General features: G+C 73.1%; 16 protein-coding genes. 5 read left to right on the plus strand and 11 right to left on the minus strand.

All coding sequences use genetic code 11. From position 1 onward, the window contains the following. Positions 1–4: 4 nt before the first annotated feature. Entirely contained in the window at positions 5–1,426 is a 1,422-nt protein-coding gene (locus JAP66_RS22675; RefSeq protein WP_199433845.1) for a gamma-aminobutyraldehyde dehydrogenase, read from the minus strand. 90 nt (positions 1,427–1,516) lie between these two features. Here JAP66_RS22675 and JAP66_RS22680 point away from each other — a divergent pair, with 90 nt between their 5' ends. Together JAP66_RS22680 and JAP66_RS22685 are read left to right on the plus strand one after the other, a co-directional pair. Beyond that, on the plus strand, positions 1,517–2,260 hold the full coding sequence (locus tag JAP66_RS22680) for a FadR/GntR family transcriptional regulator (RefSeq protein ID WP_199433846.1): 744 nt from the start codon (positions 1,517–1,519) through the stop codon (positions 2,258–2,260). 44 nt (positions 2,261–2,304) lie between these two features. After that, positions 2,305–3,060, plus strand: coding sequence for a cache domain-containing protein (locus JAP66_RS22685; RefSeq protein WP_199433847.1), 756 nt, complete (start codon positions 2,305–2,307; stop codon positions 3,058–3,060). Between the two features lie 15 nt (positions 3,061–3,075). On the opposite strand, the gene JAP66_RS22690 is transcribed toward JAP66_RS22685, so the two are convergent. Then, a complete protein-coding gene (locus JAP66_RS22690; protein ID WP_199433848.1) occupies positions 3,076–4,536 on the minus strand; it encodes a PucR family transcriptional regulator in 1,461 nt (486 codons plus the stop codon). 76 nt (positions 4,537–4,612) lie between these two features. Here JAP66_RS22690 and gabT point away from each other — a divergent pair, with 76 nt between their 5' ends. Further along, the gene (gene gabT, locus JAP66_RS22695) at positions 4,613–5,944 is read left to right on the plus strand and encodes a 4-aminobutyrate--2-oxoglutarate transaminase (protein ID WP_199433849.1); all 1,332 of its coding nucleotides are present in this window, start codon (positions 4,613–4,615) and stop codon (positions 5,942–5,944) included. Continuing rightward, the gene (locus JAP66_RS22700) at positions 5,941–7,368 is read left to right on the plus strand and encodes an aldehyde dehydrogenase family protein (protein WP_199433850.1); all 1,428 of its coding nucleotides are present in this window, start codon (positions 5,941–5,943) and stop codon (positions 7,366–7,368) included. The genes gabT and JAP66_RS22700 overlap by 4 nt, the downstream gene beginning before the upstream one ends. On the opposite strand, the gene JAP66_RS22705 is transcribed toward JAP66_RS22700, so the two are convergent. From JAP66_RS22705 to JAP66_RS22715, 3 genes are read right to left on the minus strand one after another with little or no spacing between them, the layout of a single operon-like run. Further along, positions 7,349–8,122 carry a helical backbone metal receptor gene (locus tag JAP66_RS22705; RefSeq protein ID WP_199433851.1) on the minus strand — a complete coding sequence of 258 codons (774 nt, stop codon included), beginning with the start codon at positions 8,120–8,122 and terminating at the stop codon, positions 7,349–7,351. The two genes, JAP66_RS22700 and JAP66_RS22705, sit on opposite strands and share 20 nt — an antisense overlap. Further along, positions 8,119–8,493 (minus strand): DUF4326 domain-containing protein, encoded by a 375-nt coding sequence (locus tag JAP66_RS22710; protein WP_199433852.1) that lies wholly within the window; start codon positions 8,491–8,493, stop codon positions 8,119–8,121. Before JAP66_RS22710 ends, JAP66_RS22705 begins: the two co-directional genes overlap by 4 nt. A 4-nt stretch (positions 8,494–8,497) precedes the next feature. Further along, the gene (locus JAP66_RS22715; protein ID WP_199434010.1) at positions 8,498–9,904 is read right to left on the minus strand and encodes an RNB domain-containing ribonuclease; all 1,407 of its coding nucleotides are present in this window, start codon (positions 9,902–9,904) and stop codon (positions 8,498–8,500) included. A gap of 123 nt (positions 9,905–10,027) precedes the next feature. On the opposite strand from JAP66_RS22715, the gene JAP66_RS22720 reads away from it, so the two are divergent. Further along, on the plus strand, positions 10,028–10,996 hold the full coding sequence (locus JAP66_RS22720) for an ATP-binding protein (protein WP_199433853.1): 969 nt from the start codon (positions 10,028–10,030) through the stop codon (positions 10,994–10,996). A gap of 39 nt (positions 10,997–11,035) precedes the next feature. Here JAP66_RS22720 and JAP66_RS22725 read toward each other — a convergent pair whose 3' ends face one another. The 6 genes from JAP66_RS22725 to JAP66_RS22750 form a co-directional block, all read right to left on the minus strand. Beyond that, positions 11,036–11,248 carry a hypothetical protein gene (locus tag JAP66_RS22725; RefSeq protein ID WP_199433854.1) on the minus strand — a complete coding sequence of 71 codons (213 nt, stop codon included), beginning with the start codon at positions 11,246–11,248 and terminating at the stop codon, positions 11,036–11,038. 57 nt (positions 11,249–11,305) lie between these two features. Further along, complete coding sequence (locus JAP66_RS22730; protein WP_199433855.1) at positions 11,306–12,274, minus strand: hypothetical protein; 969 nt, start codon at positions 12,272–12,274, stop codon at positions 11,306–11,308. 29 nt (positions 12,275–12,303) lie between these two features. Next, positions 12,304–13,305 carry a C40 family peptidase gene (locus JAP66_RS22735; protein ID WP_199433856.1) on the minus strand — a complete coding sequence of 334 codons (1,002 nt, stop codon included), beginning with the start codon at positions 13,303–13,305 and terminating at the stop codon, positions 12,304–12,306. 4 nt (positions 13,306–13,309) lie between these two features. Beyond that, positions 13,310–13,909: a hypothetical protein gene (locus tag JAP66_RS22740; protein WP_199433857.1), complete on the minus strand. Its 600-nt coding sequence runs from the start codon at positions 13,907–13,909 to the stop codon at positions 13,310–13,312. A gap of 3 nt (positions 13,910–13,912) precedes the next feature. Next, entirely contained in the window at positions 13,913–16,012 is a 2,100-nt protein-coding gene (locus JAP66_RS22745) for a magnesium transporter (RefSeq protein WP_199433858.1), read from the minus strand. A gap of 85 nt (positions 16,013–16,097) precedes the next feature. Then, positions 16,098–19,001: an ATP-binding protein gene (locus tag JAP66_RS22750; protein WP_199433859.1), complete on the minus strand. Its 2,904-nt coding sequence runs from the start codon at positions 18,999–19,001 to the stop codon at positions 16,098–16,100. Positions 19,002–19,003: the final 2 nt, after the last annotated feature.

Raw genomic sequence — 19,003 nt, forward strand, 5'->3', positions numbered from 1 at the left:
GGCGCTACAGGGCGGTCATCACGTGCTTGACGCGGGTGTAGTCCTCGAAGCCGTAGAGCGAGAGATCCTTGCCGTAGCCAGATTTTTTGAAGCCCCCGTGCGGCATCTCGGCGACGAGCGGGATGTGCGTGTTGATCCAGACGCAGCCGAAGTCCAGGCGTGCGGACAGCCGCATGGCGCGGGCGTGGTCGCTCGTCCACAGCGACGAAGCCAGCCCGTAGGACACGCCGTTCGCCGCGGCGAGCGCCTCGTCGTCGGCGGAGAAGCGCTGCACGGTCAGCACGGGACCGAAGACCTCGTTCTGCACGATCTCGTCGTCCTGGCGGAGCCCGGAGACGACGGTGGGCAGGTAGAAGTAGCCGGCGTCGCCGTCCCGTTTCCCTCCGGTGTGGACGGTCGCGTGACCGGGAAGCCGGTCGACGAACCCGGCGACCTTGGCGAGCTGCGCGGCGTTGTTCAGCGGCCCGTACGCCACGCCGTCGTCGTCAGGGCGGCCGGTCCTGGTCGCCGCAGCCTGCCGCGTCAGCGCGGTGACGAACTCGTCGTGCACGGAGTCGTGGACCAGCACCCTGGTCGCCGCGGTGCAGTCCTGCCCCGCGTTGAAGAAGCCCGCGGCCGCGATGGCCTCCGCCGCCGCGTCCAGGTCGGCGTCGGCGAAAACGAGCACCGGGGCCTTGCCACCGAGCTCGAGATGGACCCGCTTCAGGTCGGCGGCCGCCGCGCCCGCGACCTCCATCCCGGCCCGCACCGAGCCGGTGATCGAAACCATCGCCGGGATCGGGTGCTCGACCAGCGCGCGGCCGGTGTCCCGGTCGCCGCAGAGCACGTTCAGCACGCCGGGCGGCAGGAACTCGGCGCAGATCTCGGCGAGCAGCAGGGTGGACGCCGGGGTGGTGTCGGACGGCTTGAGCACGACCGTGTTGCCCGCGGCCAGCGCCGGTGCGATCTTCCAGATCGCCATCAGCAGCGGGTAGTTCCACGGGGTCACCTGCGCGCAGACGCCGACCGGCTCGCGGCGGACGAACGAGGTGTGCCCCGCCATGTACTCGGCGGCGGCGCGGCCCTCCAGGACCCTCGCCGCGCCCGCGAAGAACCGCAGATGGTCGATCACCATCGGCATCTCCTCGCTCGACGTGAGCGCGAGCGGCTTGCCGGTGTCGGCCGACTCGGCGCGGACCAGCTCGTCCGCGCGCGCCTCCACCGCGTCGGCGATGCGGAGCAGCGCCAGCTGACGCTCTGCCGGGGTGGCGTCGCGCCAGGTCTCGAACGCCGTGGCCGCGACCGTGAGCGCGCGGTCGACGTCCTCGGCGCCGGCCACCGGCGCGGTGCAGTAGGGCTGCCCGGTGACCGGGTCGATGATCTCCGCGACCGCGGCACCGGCGGAGGTGACGTACTCGCCGCCGACGAAGTGCCTGAGCTGTTCCATGACGCGGAAACATATAAGTTCATATGTAATAGTTCAAGACTTTAGGGCAAGATTGCCTCCATCGGGGTCGACGAGGAACCGAGGGGACGGATGCGGAAGCGGATCTCCCACGGCGCGCGCTCGGCGATGTTCGCGCCGCTGGAGCAGACCGGGCGCGTGGAGGCGGTCACCAGGCGGCTGGTGGACGCGATCACGCTCGGCCTGCTCGCCGACGAGGAGCAGCTGCCCAGCGAGGCGGAGCTCGCCGGGCAGTTCGGCGTGTCCACGGTGACCGTCCGCGAGGCGCTGGTGGCACTGCGCCAGCAGGGCCTGGTCGAGACCAGGCGGGGCCGGACGGGCGGCAGCTTCGTCCGGGCACCGAGGGACAGGGCGGCCGCGTCCTGGCGGAAGCGGCTGCGCACGCTGACCCTCACCGATCTCCGCGACCTCGGCGACCACTACCTCGCGGTCGCGGGTGCCGCCGCGAGAATGGCCGCCGAGCGCAGCTCCGCCGAGGACGTCGAACGGCTGGAACTCGCCACCGAGGACCTGCGCGGCGCCACCGGGACCGAGGCCTCCCGCGCGGAGCGGCACTTCCACCTCGAGGTCGCCGCCGCCGCGCAGTCACCGCGGCTGACCCACCAGGAGGTCCGGCTCCAGGGTGAGCTCGGCGCTCTGCTCTGGCTGCCGACCGGCGACGCGGGCACGCACGCGGACGCGCACGCCGAGCACTGCGCGATCACCGAGGCCATCGCCCAGGCGGACGGCGAGCTCGCCCGCAGGCTGACCGAAGAACACATCTTGGCAGCGATCGACCGGTTGGCGGAGCTACATCTGGGCCTTTTGGAGCCCTGAGCCCTAAGCTGCCCCGAGCGCACGAACGCAAGGTGGGATCCATCGTGAAGGACACGCGCACGCTGGTCGGCGACGACGTCGCCGACCACGTCTCGGCGCTCGTGGAGGGCGTCTTCACCGGCCTCGACCCGGTGCTGTCCCAGGCCGACGCGCTGTTCGCGGGCGCGGACCGTTCCGGCGTGCGCGCGGAGCAGCTGGAACGGCTGCGTCCCGAGGTGCTGCGGACGCTCGGCGGTCACGACGGGCTGGTCGTCGGCGCGGGGTTCATCGCGGCGCCGAACGTGCTGGCCGACCAGGAGTTCGGCTTCGAGTGGTGGACGAGGACGGACGGCGGCCGGCCGACCCAGCTGTTCATCAGCCTCGACCCGGCCAGCGACCACTTCCTCGACTACACCCGGCAGTCCTGGTTCACGGTGCCGAGGGACACCGGGCACCGGCACATCACCGGGCCCTACGTCGACTACCTGTGCACCGACGAGTACACGATGACCTTCACCGTGCCGGTGCGTGCGAACGGCGCCTTCGCCGGGGTCGTCGGTGCGGACGTGTTCGTGCGCGAGTTCGAGCACCTGCTGCAACCGCGGCTGCGGGGCCTGCCCGGCCGGGCGGCGCTGGTCAACGCGCAGGGCAGGGTGATCGTGTCGAACAGCGCGCGGCAGCCGACCGGCTCGCTCGTGCGGGCGCTCGACATCCCGGCGTGGTGGGGCTCGGGTGCGGAACCGGTGGCCGAGCCGGGCACCACCCTGCGCCGCTGCGGTGACGCGCCCATCGCCCTGCTCGTGAGTGGCAACCGGAGTTAGAACTCGCGTGGCCACTCACGAGGGGTGCGCTTGCAGGGCCAGCCAGAGCTCGGCGCGGGTGCCGGGCGCGTCGAGGTCGCGGCCGGTGAGGCGCTCGACCTTGGCCATCCGGTTGCGCAGCGTGTGCCGGTGCACGCCGAGCCGGGACGCGGCGAGGTCCCAGTGGCCGTTGTGCTCGAGCCAGCAGCGCAGGGAGGTCACCAGCTGCCCTCGACCCGTCTCGTCGTGGCGGCGCAACGGTGCGAGCGCCTCGTCGGCGAACGCCCGCGCCGCCGCGGGATCGAGCAGGCCGAGCAGTCCGCCCGCGGCGTGCTCGGCGAAGCGCACCACCGGTTTCCGCGCGGCGCGGGCCGCCTCGGCGGCCTGTTCCGCCTGCCGGTATCCCACCGTCGGGTCCGTTGTGGACGGTGCGACTCCGGCGTGCAGCCCGGCGATCCGGCTCGGCAGCTCGGCTGCCCGCGCGCCGCCGCGGCCGTCGGCCAGCACGAGCACCGCCGCCCCGTACTCGGCGAAGAAGGCGCGCTCGAACTCGGTCTCCAGTGCCTCCACGGCCGCGGCCCTTGCCCGCGCACCGCCCGCGAGCACGACCACCGACCACGGCGGAGCGGGCACCGCGCCGAACACCGGCTCGATCGTCGCCAGGGCCAGCTCCGCCTGCCCGGCGAGCAGCAGCCCAGCCAGGCCCGTCCGCAGGCCGCGCAGGGTCCGGCCGTGCGCGCGGTCGCGCTCCAGCGAGAGGGACAGCAGCGCCGCGGCCGTGGTCACGATGTGCCGCTCCGCCGGGCCGAGCCGCCCGCCCACCGCCAGGAAGCCGCGCCCGCGCGTACCGAGCGCCTGCAACAGCACCTCGTCGCCGTGCACGGTGACCACCCTGGAGCCGGCCCGCACCGCGGCGAGCTCCGCCCCCAGCGCGGGCCCGGCCGACCGCGCCGAGCCGGGCGCCGCCTCCCGTACCGCACCCGCGGGGTCCAGCAGCAGCACCCACGCGTCCACCAGCCGCGCGAGCCTGCGCACGAGGACGCCCGGCCCGCGGCGGCCCAGCGCGGCTCGCGTCAGCTCCTGCTGCCCCTTGCCGGTCCGCACCAGCGCGGCGTACTCGTCGGCGGCGACCGCGGCCGAGACAGCCTTGGTGATGGCGATGAACGGCGTCTGCCGGGGCACCTCCAGCAGCGGCAGCCCGGCGGTCGCCGCGGCGCCGACGAGCGCGGGCGGCACCTCGTCGTGGCTCAGCCCGGTACCGAAGCCGACCCCGGTGACGCCCGCGGCCACGAGCCGCCCCACGTAGTCCGCCGCCGGTTCACCCTCGATCGTGAGCCCGGTGGTGAGCAGCAGTTCGCCGCCGTCGAGGAACGCCGTGGGGTCGGCCAGCTCGGTCGGATGCACCCAGGCGATCTCCCGGTCCAGCGCCGGTTCGCCGGCGAGCACCCGCAGGCCGAGCGGGCCCTGCCCGGCGAGTTCACGCAGGGTCAGTGCCATGTTGTCGAAGTCTAGCAGCTGAATTGGACACTTCGTCACGCTGACGGCGACGGTGGGAGCGGCCCACCCTGGAGCCATGACCGCTACCACCCATCGCCGGTTGCGCACCGAGATTCCCGGCCCGGCCTCCCGGGCACTCCAGCGACGGCGCGCGCGTGCCGTCGCGGCCGGGCTCAGCTCGGTGCTGCCGGTGTACGTCACCTCGGCCGAGGGCGGCCTGCTCACCGACGCCGACGGCAACACGCTCATCGACCTCGGCTCCGGTATCGCGGTCACCAACGTCGGGCACTCCGCACCGGCCGTGGTGGACCGCGTGCGTGAGCAGGCGGGCCGCTTCACGCACACCTGCTTCATGGTGGCCCCGTACGAGGGTTACGTGCGGGTGTGCGAGGAGCTGGCCGAGCTGACGCCCGGCGAGCACGAGAAGCGCTCGGTACTGTTCAACTCCGGCGCCGAGGCCGTGGAGAACGCCGTCAAGATCGCGCGGGTCGCCACCGGACGGCAGGCCGTCGTGGTGTTCGACCACGCCTACCACGGCCGCACCAACCTCACGATGGCGTTGACGGCGAAGTCGGTGCCGTACAAGCACGGCTTCGGCCCGTTCGCGCCGGAGGTCTACCGGGTGCCCGGTTCCTACCCGTTCCGCGACGCCCCTGGGCGGACCGGCGAGCAGGCGGCCGCCGCCGCGATCGACCGCATCGAGAAGCAGGTCGGCGCCGACGCGGTGGCGGCCGTGGTGATCGAGCCGGTCCAGGGTGAGGGCGGGTTCGTCGAGCCCGCCCCCGGATTCCTGCCCGCGCTGTCGCGCTGGTGCACCCGGCACGGCGTGGTTCTGGTGGCCGACGAGGTGCAGACCGGCTTCTGCCGCACCGGGGACTGGTTCGCCTGCGAGCACGAGAACGTGATCCCCGACCTGGTCGCCACGGCCAAGGGCATCGCGGCCGGGCTGCCGCTGGCCGCCGTCACGGGCCGCGCCGAACTGCTCGACGCCGTGCCGCCCGGCGGGCTGGGCGGCACATACGGCGGCAACCCCGTCGCGTGCGCGGCTGCCCTCGGCGCGATCGAGACCATGCGCGCCGACGACCTGGCCGGCGCCGCCCGCGGCATCGGCGGCACCGTGCTGCCCCGGCTGCGGGCGCTCGCCGCGGAGACCGGCGTCATCGGTGACGTGCGCGGCCGGGGTGCGATGCTCGCCGCCGAGTTCGTCGTTCCCGGCGGCACCGAACCGGACCCGGCGGCGGCCGGGCGCGTCGCGGCGGCCTGCCACGCCGCGGGTGTCGTGGTGCTGACCTGCGGCACCTACGGCAACGTGCTGCGGCTGCTGCCCCCGCTCTCGCTGCCCGCCGACCTGCTCGACGAGGGACTTTCCGTGCTCGAGCACGCGGTCCGGCAGGAGGCGGCCCGGTGAGCATCCCGTTCTGGGTCGCGGGCAAGCCGGTGACCGGCGAGGCGACCGCGGTCGTGCGCAACTCCTACGACGGCACCGAGGCCGGCCTGCACGGTATACCGTCCACTTCGGACGTCGAGGCCGCGGTCCTGGCGGCGCACGAAGCGCGGGCCGGGACAGCCGCACTGCCCGCCCACGTGCGCGCCGCCGCGCTGGACCACGTCTCGCGCAGGATCACCGAGCGGGCCGGGGAGCTCGCCGCTCTGATCACCGCCGAGTCGGCCAAGCCGGTGAAGTGGGCCCGCGTCGAGGTCGGCCGCGCCGCATCGACGTTCCGCTGGGCGGCCGAGGAGGCGCGCCGGTTCTCCGGCGAGTTGCAGCGGCTCGACACCGACCCGGGCGGCACCGGGCGGCTCGCGCTCGTCCGCCGCGTGCCGAAGGGCCCGGTGCTCGGCATCACGCCGTTCAACTTCCCGCTGAACCTGGTGGCGCACAAGGTGGCACCGGCGATCGCCGTCGGCGCGCCGATCGTGCTCAAACCCGCGCCGGCGACCCCGCTCACGGCGCTCGCGCTCGGCGAGATCCTGGCCGAGACCGGGCTGCCCGCGGGCAGCTGGTCGGTGCTGCCGGTCGGCAACGACGTGGCGGCGGGGCTGGTCGACGATCCCCGGCTGCCGGTCGTGTCGTTCACCGGGTCGGTGCCGGTCGGCTGGCGCATCCGGGACTCGGTGCCACGCAAGCACGTCGCGCTCGAACTCGGCGGCAACGCCGCCGTCGTCGTCTGCCCGGACTGGACGGACCTGGACTTCGCCGCGGAACGGATCGCGACGTTCGCGATGTACCAGGCCGGGCAGTCGTGCATCTCCGTGCAGCGGGTGTACGCGCACACCGCGGTGTTCGAGGAGCTGGCCGAGCGCGTGGTCGCGAAGGTCCGCGCGCTCGGCACCGGCGACCCGCGCTCGCCGCACACCGACGTCGGGCCGCTGATCGACACGGCGGCCGCCGAGCGCGTGGAGTCGTGGGTGGACGAGGCCGTCGCGGCGGGCGCCCGGCGCTACACCGGCGGGCGGCGGGACGGCGCGACCGTCGAGCCCACGGTGCTGGCGCACGTGCCGGAGGACGCCAGGGTGCTGGCGGACGAGGTGTTCGGGCCGGTGGTGTGCCTGAACCCGGTCGGCTCGACCGCGGAGGCGCTGCGGCTGGTCAACGACTCCCGTTTCGGCCTGCAGGCCGGGGTGTTCACCCGCGACCTGCCGACCGCGTTCGAGGCGTCCGCGGCGCTGGACGTCGGCGGCGTCGTGGTCGGCGACGTGCCGAGCTTCCGCGCCGACCAGATGCCCTACGGCGGCGTCAAGGACTCCGGCGTCGGCCGCGAGGGCCCGGCGGCGGCGATGGCCGACCTGACCGAGCAGCGGGTCACGGTCCTCACCGGACTGCCCGGGTGAGCGCGAGGTCGAGGACGCGGTGGGCGGCGCCGAGCGAAGGCCCGTACCAGGTGAGGTAGCGGCCGGAGACGAGCACGTACGGCACGCCGGGGAAGGCCTCAGGGCCGTCGGTGCCGGTGAACTCGTACGGCTCGTCGGGCAGCACGAGCAGGTCGGCGGCGCCCCGCGCGAACTGGGCGCGCAGCTCGTCGATCTTCGGGCGCGGGTAGCGGTCGGCATGGTCGGAGTACACCGTCGCGATGCCGAGCCGGTGCAGGACGTCGCCGCCGAAGGTGTCCCGGCCGAGCACGATCCAGGGCTTGCGCCAGACCGGCACCAGCGCCCGCGCCCGGATCGGCCGCGGCTGCGCCCACCGCCGTTCGGCGTCGGTGAGCCAGTCCGGTGCCGCCACGCCGAACGCCCCGGTGAGCAACGCACGCAGGGAGACCAGCGCCATCGGCACGGTCGCGGGCGCCTCCATCACCCACACCGGAACGCCCTCGGCCCGCAGCCTTGCGACGTCCTCGGGCCGGTTCTCCTCCGAGTTCGCGAGCACCAGGTCGGGGCGCAGGCCGAGCACCGCGTCGACCTTCGGGTACTTGGAACCGCCGACGCGCGGCACGTCCAGCCCGGGCGGATGCGTGCAGTAGTCGGTGGCCCCGGCCACGGCGCCGGGCACCGTCGCCTCGACCGCCTCGGTCAGCGCCGGGACGAGCGAGACGACCCGGCCGGGCGGGCCGGCCAGCGGCACCTGCTCGCCGAGGTCGTCGATCATCGGCAGTACTCCAGCAGCACGTCGGCGTGGCAGGGTTCGGGCGCGCACCAGCAGCCCAGCGCGCGACCGGTCAGCTCACCGGCACGCAACCGGCGCAACAGCTCGGGCTGCCCGGCGAGGTACTCACGGTAGTGCCGCACCATCGCCTCGCGATCCCGCTTCGCCTCCTTGACGAACGGGTTCGCGAAGTCGGACCCGGGCCACGAGTGGCGGTTGCCCGCGTGGCCGACGTAGGTGATGAGGTCGTGCTCGACGAGCCACGGCACCAGGTGCTTGTGCGGCCCGGACCGGCGTACGTTGACCACCACGCTCCGGCCGGCCCGCACCTCGTCGTGCAGCTCCCGTTCCCAGGACGTCCATGTCTGCGTCATCGGATCACGCTCGCTCGAAGGAGACCTTGCGGTTGACGGTGTCGGCCGCGGTGAGCCGCACGGGGATCCGGCCGCCCTCGGGGAAGCCGGTGCCGGTGCAGCGGCCGAGCACCGGCGGGTCCTCGATCAGGATCTCCGCCCGCGTCTCCTCGGCCCGCAGCACCACCGCGTCGAACGTGCGGCCGATGTGCTCGGCCAGGATCCACGACTCCACCTGGTCGAGGCAGGCCCGTTCGACCCGGGACGCGCGCGTGTCCGAGGCGTTCATCAGCTCGGGCAGCTCGGCCAGCGCGGCCCGCACCCAGTCCGGTACCGGCCTGCCGTGCGTCACGGCGAGGCACACCTCGGTGGCGAAGCGGTCGACCAGCCTGCGGATCGGCGCGGTGACGTGCGCGTACGGGCCTCCGATGCCCGCATGGGTGGCGATCTCCGGGTCGGTCCCGTCGAAGGCGGTGTACCCGGCACCGCGCAGCAGCCGCGTGGTGCCCGCGTAGAGGGCGAGGGACTCGGGCCGCTCCGGATCGAGACCGGAGAGGAGCTCCGCGACGCTCGCGCCCTCCGGCCAGTCGATGCCCAGTGCCCTCGCCGAGCGGCGCAGCCAGTCGACCGCGTCGGGTTCGGCGTCGGGCAGTGTGCGCAGCACCCCGACCCCGGCCTCCAGCATGATCGACGCCGCGGACATGCCGGTGAGCAGCGAGATCTCCGCGTTCCACGCGTCGACCTCGTTGCGCGGCCGCTGTGCCAGCAGCCAGTCGCCGTCCTCGGTGGCCACGATCTCCTGCTCGGGCAGTTGCAGCTCGACGGCGCCGCGGGCGACCGCGAGCTCCCGCCGCAGGCGGCCCAGCGCGGGCAGCGCGGCGATCGACGGGTGCGGTTCGCCCGCGTCGATCGCCGCCTGCACGGAGTCGTAGTCGAACCGCTCGACCGAGCGGACCAGCGCGCGGTGCACCCGGACGGCGGTCGGCTCACCACCGGAGTCGGTGTCGATCGTCCACAGCACGGCGGGCCGGACGCTGCCGGGCAGCAGGCTCGCCGCGCCCTCGGACAACTCGGGCGGGTGCAGCGGGACGTTGCCGTCGGGCAGGTACAGCGTCTGCCCGCGCCGGCGCGCCTCCCGGTCGATCGGCCCGCCGGGCGGCACGAAGGCGGTCAGGTCGGCGATCGCGTAGCGCACGCGGAACCCGCCGGAGGGCCGCCGTTCGATCAGCATCGCCTGGTCGAGATCCTTGGCGCCGGGCGGATCGATCGTCACGAACGGCAGGCCGGTGGCATCCTCGCGGCCACCGGCGAACTCCGCCGGATCGCCCGCGACCGACCCGGCCTCGGCCAGCACCTCGGCCGGGAACGATTCCGGCAGCTCGAACTCGGCGCGCAGCGAGGCGAAGTCGCCGGCGCCCGGGGTGCGGATCACCACAGCCACACTTGCACCCTAACGCGGTTGAGCGGCCGCGATGACCTGATCGGGTATGGGCCGGCCGGGTATACCTTGGCGCTACAGGTAATGAAAACCGGTATCGATTTCAGGAGTCTTCGCGTGAAAGTTGCGTTCGTCGGCAAGGGCGGCAGCGGTAAGACGACCCTCGCCTCGCTGTTCACTTCCTACCTCGCCGGCGCGGGGCACCCGGTGCTGGCCATCGACGCCGACATCAACCAGCACCTCGCCGTCGCCCTCGGGGCGAGCGAGGAGGAGGCGGCGGCGCTGCCCACGCTGGGCGAGGCGCTGCCGCTGATCAAGGAGTACCTGCGCGGCGACAACCCGCGGATCGCGAGCGCCGAGGCGATGATCAAGACCACGCCGCCGGGCCGTGGCTCGCGGCTGCTGACACCGCGCGAGGACAACCCGATCACCGACGCGTGCTTCCGTGAGGTCGGCGGCGTACGTCTCGGGGTGACCGGCCGCTTCGCCGACGACGACCTCGGCGTGGCGTGCTACCACTCCAAGGTCGGGGCCGCCGAGCTGCTGCTCAACCACCTCGTCGACGAGGCGGGCGAGTACGTGGTGGTCGACATGACCGCGGGCGCGGACGCCTTCGCCTCGGGCCTGTTCACCCGGTTCGACGTGACGTTCCTGGTGTGCGAGCCGACCGTGCGCAGCGTCGGCGTGTACCGGCAGTACACCGACTACGCGCGCGACTTCGGGGTGCGGCTCGTGGTCGTGGGGAACAAGGTCACCGACGACGAGGACGTCGACTTCCTGCGCGAGCAGGTGGGCGAGGACCTGCTCGGCTGGGTCACCAGCTCCGGTCACGTGCGCGCAGCCGAGCGCGGGCGGGCACGGCCGATCGACCAGCTCGAACCGCACAACCTCGGCACCCTGCGGACCATGCTCTCCACTGTGGACTCCAACGAGCGCGACTGGGAGCGCTATCAGGCGCAGGCGGTGGAGTTCCACCTGCGCAACGCCCGCGCCTGGGCGGGTTCCGAGCTCACCGACCAGGTCGACCCCGAGTTCGTGCCCGGCCCCCTCGCCGTCGCGGGCGGCCCGGCTGGTCACGCCTCGTGAGTGCGGAGACGAGTTAGAACTCGTCTCCGCACTCACGAGCTAGTCGGCGCCCCGGTTCCATTCGGCGTCCTCCCGGTCGGCCTGCCTGGTGCGCTCGCGGGCGATCTCCAGGGCACGGCGGGCGGTCGCCTCGTCGGGGTACGGCCCGAGCCGGTCGATCGACCGGGACAGGGTGCCGTGCTCGACCTCGCCGGTGCGGGTGTTGTACCACCAGCCGGGGTCCGGGTTCGGGTCCTTGCTCTCTGCGGCCATACCCCGAGCCTGGCACCTGCCCGCGCCCGGGGCCACCTCGGGCGCGGGCGAGGTGACTCACCGGCGGTAGCGGTACGGGATCTCGGTCGGCTCCCCGGTCGGGCCGAACTCGGCGTCCTCCGCGGCGCCGGCGTCGCCGGTCTTTTCCGGCTCGGGAAGCTCGTCGAACCAGCCACGCGGACGCTGGAAACCGCGCGGCGGCGTGCTCGGCTCCTGCTGCCGCGGCTCCGCGGCGGCGCGCTCGGCCTGCGCGGACCGCTCCGGCGGGGCCTCGGCCTCACCCGCCGGTTCCGGTTCCGCGGGGGCGGGCTCCGCACCCGACGACGGCACCGCCGGCTCCGGCGGCACGGGCATCTCCGGTGCCGGAGCCTGCGGTTCCCGCGGCTGGGGTGGCTGGGATGGTTGCGCGGGCTGAGCCGTCTGTGGCGTCTGCGCCTGCTGGGAGGGCGGCGCCGTCGTACGCCACACCGGCTGCGGGCCGATGTTCATCGGTACCGGGCCGCTGCGCGGTGGCGCCGTGGCCTGGCCCTGCGCGGGCCCGGCCTGCGCGTGCCGCACGATCGGGTCCAGGCAGGACACGAGCACTGTCTTGTCCTCGGGGTTGTCCACCTTGCGCCCGTTGCGCTCCCGGTAGACCATCTCGCCGTCGGTGTCGATCTCCACCAGGTAACCGGCTTCCGCCAACTGGTCCTCGTCCAGGTCGACGAGCCGCTCGGGCCGCGACGGCACCACCCGGTACACCGGCCACGACAGCCGGCCGTGCGTGTCGTGGAACTGCGCGAGCAGGTTCGTGAGCTGCTGCTGCCACGGCAGCGGCATCCCCTCGGCGAGCGTGCGCGGCAGCACGATGTAGCCCTGGTCGACGCCGGGCCAGCCCCGCCGCAGGTAGTCCGCCAGCGGCGTGCTCGACGCGGGTGGCGCGCTGCGTGGCGCGGGCGGCACCCCGAACAGGTTCCGCGGGTCGGCCTCGAGCCCGGCCTCCCCCTTGCCCGGCTTCTTGCCGCGCTTACCCCACTTCTTGGCCACTGCTGACCCTCCTCGTGCTCACTACGTCCTCACACACCGGGCCGGACCGCCTGTGCCACCAGTTCCGCCTCGTCCCATGAGACGGAGCGGGTGTGCACCGGCACGCCGCTCTGCTGGGCCTCCACGATCTTCCCGTCTCCCAGGTACATCGCGACGTGGTGAATGGTGCTCGGATCGGCCGGGTCGTACGCCCAGAACAACATGTCGCCCGGCTGCGCCTCCTCGACCGGCAACATCGCGCCCGCCTTGTACTGGTCGCGGGACACGCGCGGCACGGTGATCCCGGCCGCCTCGAACGCCCGCAGCATCAGCCCGGAGCAGTCGTAGGAGTTCGGCCCGGTCGCGCCCCACACGTACGGCTTGCCCTGCTCCCCGAGCGCGAACTCGATGGCCGTGGCGGCCGCCTCGTTCGGCGGCAGCGCGGCGCCCATGCCCTCGCCGCAGCCCGCGGCGTCGGGCACGTTCCCCATGTTCTCGACCAGGTGGACCGCCATCGGCTCCCACTCGTGGTACCGGTCGGGGAACGCCGAGCGTTCCACCGCCTGCGCGACGTCGCCCGGGCGCCGGTTCTGCCAGTCCGGCACCGACTCGAGCACGTCGTAGAACTTGTTCACCTGGTACGGCGGGTTGGTGACCTGCGCGACCGTGCCCCAGCCCATCGAGGGCCGCATCTGGAAGATGCCGAGCGAGTCGCGGTCGCCGTAGTTCAGGTTGCGCAGGCCGGACTCGGTCATCCCGGCCTGGATGGCGATCTGCCAAGCCCGCGGCGAAAGGCCCCGTTCCTTGCCGATCGAGATGATCAGCGCCACGATGTCGCGCTGCTCGGCGTCGAGGTTCGTCGCGTCGGCGGCACCGGCGTTCTGCATCCCCGGCTGGGTCGGCCCGATCGACGCCTCGCAACTGAGCGGGGTGACCCCCATCCCCAGCGCGGCCTGCTGCCGCTGGCCTTCGATGATCGCGACCGTGCCCGCGGCGAGCAGCACCGCGACGACGGCCGCCGTGATGCAGCCGACCAGTAGCCCGGCCCGCACGGTGTCACTCCGCCTCGCCGTAGTGAGCGACCCGCCAGCCGGCGTCCGTCTCCACCACGGTGATGCTCAGCCTCGGCCCGTCGGTGGGCACCTCGGCCTTGACGGAACTGGTGTAGGACTCGGTGGCCTCCGGCTCGCCGGTGACCTTCGTGGCCGGGATGTTGCCGGGGTTCACGCTCTTCATCACCGGGAGGTACTCCTCGGTGGTGAGCGGGCGCAGCCGGTCGAGCCACTGCTCGTTCGTGGAGCCCGCGGGATGGTTGACCCACGCCGCTGCCCACTCCCCCGCGACCCGCAGCGCGGCCGGGTCCGGCGCCGCGCTCGTGGGTGACTCGCGCGGCTCGCTGAGCCGGGTGGGCAGGCTGCTCCGGCTGGTCAGCGGGCCCCCGTCGAAAGCGGTGGCGCTCGTCGAGGACGTGCTGGACGCCGCCGAGCCGGTCGTGCCGCCGGGCTCGCCGAAGACCTTCGGCACCACGATGCCCACCGAGACGACGAGCGCGGTGAGCACGATCAACGTGCCGGCCAGGTGCGTGGGCGAGCGCAGCGGCCAGCCCCACAGCCTGCGGTATACGGCGGCCCTGCCCCGGTGCGTACGGATCGGCATGCGCTACCTCCTGCCGACCACGTGGTCGGTGTCGCGGAGGTCGTCGCGGACCTCGAAGCCCCGGGACGGCCGGTACAGCACGAACACCGGCTTGCCCGCCACCATCTCGGACTCGGCGCGGCGCGGTTCGGGCGCGGGGTTGGAGCGCTGCGGCGGTATCGGCTGCCCCGGCGAGGCGTGCGCGGACTCCCGGACCGCACCGGTCGAGGCCATCCGCGACGGCACGACGAGCGGATCGGAATCGTCGCCGCGGTCCCATCCCCGGTCGGCCACGGGGGCGGTGTCGACCCTCCGGCTCGGCCCGGAGACCGCGGCCGCCGACGACGGCGCCTGGACATAGTCGCTCGGGGACCTGCTCGGCACGTAACCGGAGTAGGCGGCGGCAGCCGCTCCACCCGCCGCGGGCAGCGCCGCCCGCCCGCCACCGGGCAGACCCGGCCGGGCCGATCCCGGCCACGCCGCGGCCGGATGCGCACCCGACGCGGAGCCGTCCAACCGCTGGGAGCTGGCGAGCACCGTGGCCTCCGGCCGGTAGTGGGGCCCGCCGCCGGTGGCGCCGCGGTGGCCACGGGCCTCCCAGCCACCGGCTGCCTCGTCGTCGTCGCGGACGCTCTTCCAGAACTCGTCCTGCGGCGTCGGCTCGTTCGAGCGCTTCCGGAACCGGGAGAACAGCCCGCTGCTCGGTGAGGGCACCGCGGCACCGGCCATGCTGACCGACATCTCGACCATCTGCCACAGGCGGCGGGCCGGTCTGCCGACGAGGAACAGCAGGATCGTGACCAGTCCGGCCATCACCATCTGGGTCAGCATCGACAGGGAGCTGCTGGCGTCGAAGATGGCCCGCAGCAGCAGCGCGTGCACCCCGGCGAGCACCGAAAGCACCAGCAGGTTGAACGCGACCGCGCCGACGACCTTGCCGACCCGGCGCAGGATGTCGTGGTGCAGCAGCGCGACCAGGCCGATCAGTGGCGCGGTGAGGGTGAACAGGCGCACCAGTACCTGCGCGAGCAGCACCGCCGCCTTCGCGAACAGCTGGAACAGGGAGTACGCGAGGCTCTGCAGGAACGCGAGGAAACCGGCGCCGGTACGGCTGCCGTCCTCCCCGGTGAAGTAGCCGGTCGCGGGCCCCAGCTGGGTGGCGATCTCCTTGTACGCGGCCTTCTTCTCGTCCACGACAGCCTGGTCGGCGTCGTCGCCGTTGCGGATCTGCGTCCAGGTGAACGCCTGCGCGTCCAGCAGCGGCCTGCCGAACTCCTTCGCCTGCGGGGAGTCCGGCGAGCCGAACTCGCCGCGCAGCCAGTTCTGGTAGACGACGTGGTTGTGCAGGTCGGTCGGCAGGACCTCACGCACGATCCGGTCTTCCGAGCTGTCGACGAACCCGGCCTGGATGTCGGTGGTGGTCTGCACGATCGCGTTGTCGATCGGGTCGAAGTAGCGCAGGATGGCCAGCGACGACGCGGCGAGCCACACACCGGCCAGCGCGAACAGCGCCCGCTTGCTGACCGAGGACAGGTCACCCCGCCAGATGTTGCGGAACATCATGATCGCCAGCAGCAGCGCGACGACCCCGAACAGCTGGGCGTAGATGTTGTTGTAGACCTTCTCCGCACCGGACTTCACGGCGTCGTAGATCGGGTTGAGCAGCCCGCCCTCCAGCACCGTGTAGTGCAGCGAGTTGGTGGCGCCGACGATGTTCTTGCCGACGTTGAACAGCTGGTTGCCCGCCCAGGTGTCGATGGTCGTGTCGGGGTCGGAGAGGCCGGAAAGGCCGCCGTTGCAGTCGGTCTCGTAGGTGTGCCAGACCGCGCCCGCGTAGCTGTAGTCCAGGTAGGCGCTGCCGTCCTCGCCGTGCGTGGCGGGCGGGTCGATCGCGCCGACCATGCCCGAACCGGGGCGTTCCGGGTTGGGGGCCTCACAGCCGGCGGCCGCGGCGGGCGGCGCCGTGACGACCGCGTTCAGTCCGATGAACAGGATGACCAGCACCAGCGACCGCAGCCTGGTGCGGCCGCGCGCCGGCACGCGAGGGGCACGTCGTCGCCGCCGCGCGGCGTGCCACGCCCACGCGCCGGCGAACAGCACCAGCACGGTCAGCAGGGTGCTCATGCCCTGTCACCCGGCCTCGCTACGCTCCGCGTGTCAGGCATTCGCCCCACACCACCGCACACCGGCGCAACCCACCCAGACCTTCTCATGCCGCGTCCCTACCGGTGCCTTTTTTTCCGGCGCCCGCGTGCTGCTCCTGCCGGCCGTTGCGCTCCTGCGGCTCGGAACCGTTGACCGGAGCGGAGCTCGCGGTCTCGTCCAGCACCTGCTCCTCGGTAAGCCCCACCTCCAGCTCGGCGGCGAGCTCGAAGTCCTGCTCGAGCTCGGGGTCCTCCTCCGGCGGCTCCGGCACGTACGGCGTCGGCTCCTCGGCCTCCCGGGAACCGGCCGCCTGCGCCGGCTTCTCCTGCACCGAGCCCGGCGTCGTGTCCATCACGGCGCGCAGGTGCTCCAGGTGCGGTCCCGAGAAGTCCACACGGATGCGCTCCACACCGCCCGCGCCGTCGGCGAAGATGAACTGGCGCGGGTCGCGGTCGCGCTCCAGCCCGCCTCGCTGCCCCGCGGGGCGCCTGCCCAGCGCGGAAACCACCTGCTCGTAGCCGACACCCACCGGCACCTTCAGCAGCCGCAGGGCGTCGGACTGCGTCTCGTCGTCGTCGAGCCTGCCGACGAACACCGAGTCCAGCAGCGCCACGAAGCCCTGGATCCGCAGGAAGTCGGCGGGAATCTGCGAGGAAAGCATCACCCGGACGTTCCACTTGCGGGAGTCCCGCGCGAACCGGTTCATCAGCACGCGCCCGGTGGGCACCTCGGAGAGGAAGAACGCCTCGTCGATCCAGACGCCCTTGCGCTCCTCCTTCGGCTTCTCGTAGACCGAGCGCTGGGTGAGCCACGCGGCCAGGTTGAGCATCTCCACGCCCAGCGCCTCGGCGTCGGTCCAGTGCTCGCGACCCACGCCTTCCTTGGGCAGGTTCAGCCCGGCCATCGTCAGCACGGTCAGCCGGTCGTCACGGCTCTCCGAGTACGGGTCGGCGTCGGCCTCCGGAATGAGCAGCGACATGCGTTCGCGCAGCTCGTCGAGGAAGTCGGCGACCACCACCGCGTGCTCGTGGTGCTCGCTGGAGTCCCGCCGCAGCGCATCTATGACCTGCCCGGGGTGGGCGTCGAACCGGCCGCCGACGGCCCGCACGGCGCGCAGCAGCACGATCCGCGTCTGCGCCATCCTGGCAACGTCGTAGGGCAGCACGCCGCTGAGCACGTCGAGCACCAGCCGCCGCCGGGTCGCGCCGGCCAGTGCCCGTTCGCGGCGCCACGCACGCTCGGGGTCGTCCTCGTCGAGGAAATGCTCCAGCTGCGGCTCGGCGACGACCCGGTACGGGTTGAGGATGCCGGGCTGCGCGTTGAGCAGGTTGATCAGCCGCGCGTAGGGCCGGACCTCCGGCAGGTCGCACAGCCTGGACAGCGGGCCGGAGGGGTCGAGGATCGTCCAGTGCGCGCCCGCCCGCAGCGTCTTGTAAACGATGCCGCCGCCGAGGAACGACTTGCCGCCACCGAGCCCGGCGACCATCGCGGTGAGCCCCGAGCTGTCGCGGATCTCCTGCGCCATCCACGGGTCCCACGCCACCGGGCGCCGGGTTGCCGTGCAGGTCTCGCCGAGCAGGATGCCGCGGCGGTCACCGACCTCCGCGGTGGCCGTGGGCACCGACGAGGCGGCCCACACCACCGAGCCGCGCCGCACGTAGGCCCCGGAGGCCAGCGGTTCGCCCGGGATGAACTCCCTGGCCATCGCGTACTGGGCTTCGGGGTGCTCGACGGCGACCTTGGGCTTGTAGAGGTCCAGCATCTGCTGGGCCAGGCGCAACGCGTCCCGCTCGGTCGGGCCGGACACCGCCAGCCGCCACCACGAGCGGACCCTGGTGGCGAGCGCGGTGAAGCCGGACGTCATCTCGTCGTCGATCTCCAGCACCCGTGAGGCCTGCCTGGCCAGCGACTGCGGGGGCTCCAGCTCGTGCTCGTCGGTGTAGTGCTTGACCTGGGAGCGCACCTTGTTCATCTGGCGCTGGAGCTCCCCGGCGACCTCCTCGGGCCTGCGCACGTAGATGCGCGCCGACCACTCCACCGCCGCGGGCAGCCGATCGGCGTGCTGCACCCAGGGATCGTCTACCTCGGGGATCTGCAGGCCGTGCATCTGCCCGATCGTGAGCACCGCGACGTGCCGGGACACCCCGGCGTTGGAGCCGGTCCGCCCGCGGACGGCCACGGTGGGCGCGTAGGGCTCGCAGTGGAAGTCGGCGGCGTCGGTGAAGCTCGCCAGGTCCTCCGGCTCCCATTCGGCGCCGGGCACCGCGGGCAGGTTGCGCGGTGCGGGCAGGCCCAGCGAGCACGAGCGGTGCATCAGCCAGGACATCTCCTCGGCCAGCACCGGCCTGCCCTCCAGCCCGGCGGAACCGATCACCTGGTCCAGGTGCTCGACCTCGGAGTCCAGCGCGCTGAGCTCCGCGTCGACCGCCTCGGGCAGGATCTTGCGCAGCAACGGCGCGGCCCGCTCGACGGCCCGGTCCACGACCCGGCGGGTCTGCACCTGCACGCCGATGTAGACCTCCTTCTCCGCCATGGAGCGGCCCATCAGCTGCTGCTGCTCCCCGACGAGGTAGTCGTCGAAGGTGAGCGCGCCGGGCACGTCGGCGGGCCGGCCGTGCGCGTTGTACACGTGCGCCTCGGCCCACATGCGGATCGGGTACGGGCGAGTCGTCACGCGCAGGTGCAGCCACCGGCCCTGCAACTCGGCGTACTGGCCCGCGATGGCGGCGATCAGGTCACGGCGCTGCGAGTCCGACCGGAACGACCAGCGCTGCGGCGCGAGCCGGTACCAGGCGTAGATCTCGTTGCCGGTGCGCAGGAGGTGGCCGTCGATGCTGCGCGCGGCGATGGAGGGGGTGTAGGTGGGGATGGCTTGCTCGCCCGGCAGCCGCCGCCCTTGGCGGTTGGCTCCGGTCTGCTTCGACTGTGCCGGCGGCTCTGTCTGCCGGCTGCGGCCGCGACCGAACAACG

It is taken from the genome of Qaidamihabitans albus (assembly GCF_016464705.1).
Taxonomy (GTDB): Bacteria; Actinomycetota; Actinomycetes; order Mycobacteriales; family Pseudonocardiaceae; genus Qaidamihabitans; species Qaidamihabitans albus.